The sequence below is a fragment of the uncultured Leptotrichia sp. genome (genome assembly GCF_938036635.1).
GTDB classification, from domain to species: Bacteria; Fusobacteriota; Fusobacteriia; order Fusobacteriales; family Leptotrichiaceae; genus Leptotrichia; species Leptotrichia hongkongensis.
The window spans coordinates 1-4764 of sequence record NZ_CALHQO010000220.1; the positions used below are offsets into that span (position 1 = coordinate 1).

General features: G+C 28.5%; 6 protein-coding genes and 1 pseudogene. 5 read left to right on the forward strand and 2 right to left on the reverse strand.

The window, feature by feature from the left end; all coding sequences use genetic code 11:
- The 5 genes and pseudogenes from Q0370_RS04200 to Q0370_RS04220 form a co-directional block, all read left to right on the forward strand.
- Positions 1-488, forward strand: a pseudogene (locus Q0370_RS04200) (hypothetical protein); the annotation flags it as partial.
- Positions 489-785: 297 nt separating this feature from the next.
- Positions 786-1217, forward strand: coding sequence for a hypothetical protein (locus tag Q0370_RS04205; protein ID WP_299572545.1), 432 nt, complete (start codon positions 786-788; stop codon positions 1215-1217).
- 170 nt (positions 1218-1387) lie between these two features.
- Positions 1388-1888, forward strand: a complete 501-nt coding sequence (ybaK, locus tag Q0370_RS04210) for a Cys-tRNA(Pro) deacylase (RefSeq protein WP_299572548.1) — start codon at positions 1388-1390, stop codon at positions 1886-1888.
- Between the two features lie 49 nt (positions 1889-1937).
- Positions 1938-2735, forward strand: coding sequence for an enhanced serine sensitivity protein SseB (locus tag Q0370_RS04215; protein ID WP_299572551.1), 798 nt, complete (start codon positions 1938-1940; stop codon positions 2733-2735).
- A gap of 113 nt (positions 2736-2848) precedes the next feature.
- The gene (locus Q0370_RS04220) at positions 2849-3154 is read left to right on the forward strand and encodes a hypothetical protein (RefSeq protein WP_299572553.1); all 306 of its coding nucleotides are present in this window, start codon (positions 2849-2851) and stop codon (positions 3152-3154) included.
- Here the strand turns inward: Q0370_RS04220 and Q0370_RS04225 are convergent.
- Positions 3131-3454 carry a hypothetical protein gene (locus Q0370_RS04225; RefSeq protein ID WP_299572555.1) on the reverse strand — a complete coding sequence of 108 codons (324 nt, stop codon included), beginning with the start codon at positions 3452-3454 and terminating at the stop codon, positions 3131-3133. The two genes, Q0370_RS04220 and Q0370_RS04225, sit on opposite strands and share 24 nt — an antisense overlap.
- Positions 3455-3528: 74 nt before the next feature.
- Positions 3529-4641 (reverse strand): NADH-dependent flavin oxidoreductase, encoded by a 1113-nt coding sequence (locus tag Q0370_RS04230; protein WP_299572557.1) that lies wholly within the window; start codon positions 4639-4641, stop codon positions 3529-3531.
- Between the last annotated feature and the right edge of the window lie 123 nt (positions 4642-4764).

Here is a 4764-nt window from a genome sequence, read left to right on the forward strand (position 1 = left end):
CGATTGTTTATAATTTTGGCGGTTTTATAAATTTTATAATTGATGGACACCATAAGGCATGTGCGGCGGCTTTACTTGGAAAACCTTTGAAGTGCTTGCTGATTATAAAGGGTGAATATTCTAGAAATTATGGCGAAGATAATCAAATTTATTTAAAATTTTTAAATTCGGAGATAAAAAAGGAAGATATTCCAATAAAATATCAGCCATTTTTAAAGGAAAAAAAGAAAAATTGGGGATCAATAATTATAAATGAAGGAACTGTAAATAAAAGGAAATGGGAAGATAAATATATAAATTCAGCAAAAAAATATCCTAGTATTCTAGAATACGCAATTAAAGTAGATGATTTGATTTATGAAAACATTGAAATAAGCGATGAATTGATTAATTATTGCTTAATAAATTTTGATAAGGATAGTCAAATAAAAGCAAGGAAAATTTTTGGATGTGGAAAAAGCAAAAGATTTTGCAATTCGATATGCTAAAGCGAGTTTGAAACAAAAAATTTCTAGCAATTTGAAATTAGTAATATATAATTTTTTAGTTAATATGAAGAATGATACGGAAGTAGAGCAGATATTTATTGATTATATAGTTTATAATGAAGATAGGGATGACCTTGTTTTGGAATTAATTAATTCTTATTGGAAATAGAAAAATTATTAATAAAATATAAGTTTGAATATATGGAAATTTATATAATATGTGGTATAATTATCTTAGAAGAACAGTAAAATTATTTTAAATTTATAAAAAAAATTAGAAAAAAGGAGAGATTTACAATGAAAAAACTTATTTTATTGGGATTATTGGCATTTTCAGCTTTTGGAATAGCGGAACCTTATAGAGATGAAAGAGGAGTGCTTTTTATGAGCGAGGAGGAATGGACAGAATTTTACAATAAAGATGGGCAGGAAGTAGCCGCTTGTGTGCCAATAGGATCTATAATTATGGAAGAAAGCTACATAAAAGATGGTAAGAAAATGACACATACTTTAGCGGAAGTTCAGCAAGGAATTAAACAATTTAATGAAATGCTGGGTGAAGCTGGACTTCGTGATATTAATGGTGGAAAAGATAAAATTCACGAGTTCTACTACGCAGCAGTATGTAAAAGACCTACACAAAAACAATATGATTTGGTAGGTTCTCCAACATTCAAAAAAACAATGGAGAGAATTTTTGAAACTCACAAAGTTATAGAAGACAAATAAAAATTTTTAAATCTAATTAACATAAAAGGGCAATAGTTTATATTTTTGCTCTTTTATTTTTGTTTAAATTTTTCTCTTTTTATCATAAGAATAGATTTTTTTTAATTGACTGAAAAAAATTAATTTGATATACTGAAAATAACAAAAATCGAGTATGGGGGTAATGAAATATGAAACATAAGAAAGAAAAAATTGCAAAAACAAATGCATTAAGACAGCTTGATAAACAAAAGATCCCGTATATTATTCATACTTATGAGTGGAGTGAGGATAAAAGTGGAGGGCTTGGTGTTGCTGAGAAGTTGCCTGAACTAGCGGATAGAGTTTTTAAGACAATTGTTTTGAAAGGGAAAAGTAAAAATTTGTATGTGTGTGTACTTCATGGAGAAGCACATTTAGATTTGAAAAAGGTGGCAAAGGCCTGCAAAGAGAAAAATATTGATTTATTGCCACTTTCAGAACTGGAAAAAGAAACAGGATATATTCGTGGAGGGTGTTCTCCTGTAGGAATGAAGAAGCTGTTTAAGACTTTTTTTGACAAGGAAGTTGAAAAATTTGATAAAATAATGGTTTCGGCTGGCAGACGAGGACTGCAGATGGAAGTGGAAACAGAAAAACTAGTTGAAGTTGTGAAGGGGAATGTTGTGGATTTGACGATGGAAGAGATATAAGCTATAATGGGTATAATATAAAATATTGAAACGAAGGAGTTGAAAAATTATGATTGATGTAAATAAGCCATTGGAAAATCCTGTGTTAAAAGAATTGTTTAGTAGAATAGGAAAAAATCAGAAAAGTGATTTAGAATTACAAAATAAAATTTTAGATGAAATTATAATGAGAGCTTATTTTTTAAGTTATGTATTTTTTGATAAACCTATTGAAACTGATGAAACTGGAAAAGGAACTGTTAAAGAAGATTCAAATGTATCTTTCTATATGATTTCTTCGTCTGATGGAAAACAATTTTATCCAGCATTTACTGACTGGGAAGAATTGAATAAGTGGAATATTGGCATTGATAAAATACAGACACTTATTTTGTCTTTTGATGATTATGCAGAAATGGTATTATCAAATCCAGATATAGAAGGTTTTGTTATTAATCCATTTACTACATCATTTACCTTTACAAGAGAACAACTTAAAATTTTGAAAAAGGAAAAGGAAGAAAGACTTAAGGTCGTTGAAACAAAAGTAAAAAAGGACACGCCTGTAATGATTGGAGAAGCGAAAGAATATCCTGAAGATATGCTTGAAGCATTAAAAAGTGCTTGTAAATTAGATAAAAATATTAAAAGAACTTGGTTAATGCTCATGTATAAAGAGGGACAAGAGAGTTATCTATTAGTTGTTGACAGTACGGGAAATGAAAAAGAAAGTATAGAATTTATAGGAAGAAAAGTAACTCCATACTTGAATGGAAAATATATTGATATGTTTTCATATAAAGATAGTTTTGGAAAAGATGTTGTTAAAGATAAAAAGCCATTTTATGAAAAGAAAAATTCGATATAATAAAAAATAGGAAAAAGAAGAAAATAACTATACTAAAGTAGTTTCAGGATTTTTTAAAGAGTATTGGATTATCAATTGAAAATATTCTTGAACAAGCGGGAATACCGAATATTTTGTGGAAAGAGGAAATTCAGCTTTCTACTGAGGAATATTATTTATTTTTGAAAAAAATTGATGAAGTTATTACTGATGAGCAAATTTCAGAAATCAGCAATATTGATAACTTGAATGTGTTTATTCCGTCGTTTTTTGCAGCACTTTCTTCAAGAAATGGACAGGAAAAACGGTTTCACAGTATCAAAAAGAAAAAGAATAAATATAAAATACGCCATAAATTTGGCGTATTTTTTTGCAAAATTATAAATTGTATTGATTTTTTTCAAAAAGATTATGCTCTAATTTTTATCAATCCATTCTAGTTCAAATTCATAATCATATAGCTCCATTTGTAAATCTGCTGCTTGATCACATAAATCTTTAAAATAAGGACTTTTTACTTCTAATTCTTCATCATACATTTCTTTTTCGATTTCATGAATTTCTTTTTTTAATTTTCGTATTTTCTCTTTTAATTGGCGTTTCTTTATCTGTTTTTCTTTTTCCTGCTCTTTTTCATTTAAATCTTCAAGTTTTCTATTTAATTTTGAAATATTAGCATTTTTTTTGTTAATATTCCCAAAGAGAATATATAAAATTATGATTATAACTATTAAAATCATGGCTACTCCTAATAAAATAGCATTTTTTATTTTAGTTAACTTATTATAAATAATTTTTACATAAAACCGTATTGTTATTTTTTATTTTTTATTGGAGGAAGCAAGGGGCTTTTTTCTTTTGCACGTTCCCATAAAAATTCACCTAAATCGTATTTATCTTCTCTTTCCAGATCCAGTTCAGTTTCAATTTCATTTTCTCTTTTTTCAAGTATAAGAGTTCCTATATTATGATTTAAAATGACAGTTTTTCCTAAAGCAGTAAATTCTGCCCATCCTGTATCAAGAGCTTTAGCTATCTGTTCTCCTGTGTATAGATTACCCACTCCAATTAATGGAAGTTTTCCGTTTATTCTATCATGAATCTGCTGTATTGCAGGTTTTTTAGTATCTCCTCCACGATAAGCATTTATATAAAAATCTGGAAGTGAAACGTGTAGATATTGTAGTGGTTTTTTTACAAGTTCATCAATCAATGCAAAAGTTTCAACCATTGTCAAACCATTTTCTCCTGGCTCTTCAGGTGAAAAACGGTATCCTATGATGAATTTGTCAGCGTTATGTTTATTTTTAACTTTATTTACTTCATCTATAACAGCTAAAGGAAATTTCATTCTTTTTTCTATATTTCCTCCCCATTCGTCAGTTCTTCTATTAGTTATTCCTGAATAAAACTGCTGGATAAGATATCTGTTTGCACCATGAATTTCCACTCCGTCAAATCCAGCCTGAATAGCTAAATCAGTAGCATTTCCAAACGCCTGTATAAGTTTATCTATTTCATCAGTAGTTATTTCTCTTGCTTTTGTTTCGTTATCATAGCTAGGAGCAATTATGTCATTTTTATTTACATTTGGAAGGGCAAGTCTTCCGCCGTGATGTATTTGTAAAATTGCTTTTGTACCTTGATTACGTAGAATTTCAGCTACTTTTCTTAAAGATGGCAAATGTGTTTCATTGATAGCTTCGGGCTGTCTTGTGAAAGCTTTTCCCCCATCAGCAACTAAAGTAGCTTCTACTATGAACATTCCTATATTTTCTCCACGTTTACTCATAAATTTAAGGTCTTCTTCTGAGAAAGTTCCATCTTCATTGGCAACAAATAGTGTCATAGGAGTCACTACAAGTCTATTTTTAATCTCTATTCCATTATTTAATGTATATTTTTCAAAAATTTTATTTGAATTCATTATGTCACTCTCCTATTTTAAGTTATATATAATCTTATCATACTTGTATATCTAAGTAAAGGAGAAAATAATTTGGGATATAGTAAAATTTTTTTAGAAAAAAGTTTTAATTAAGAGTAAATT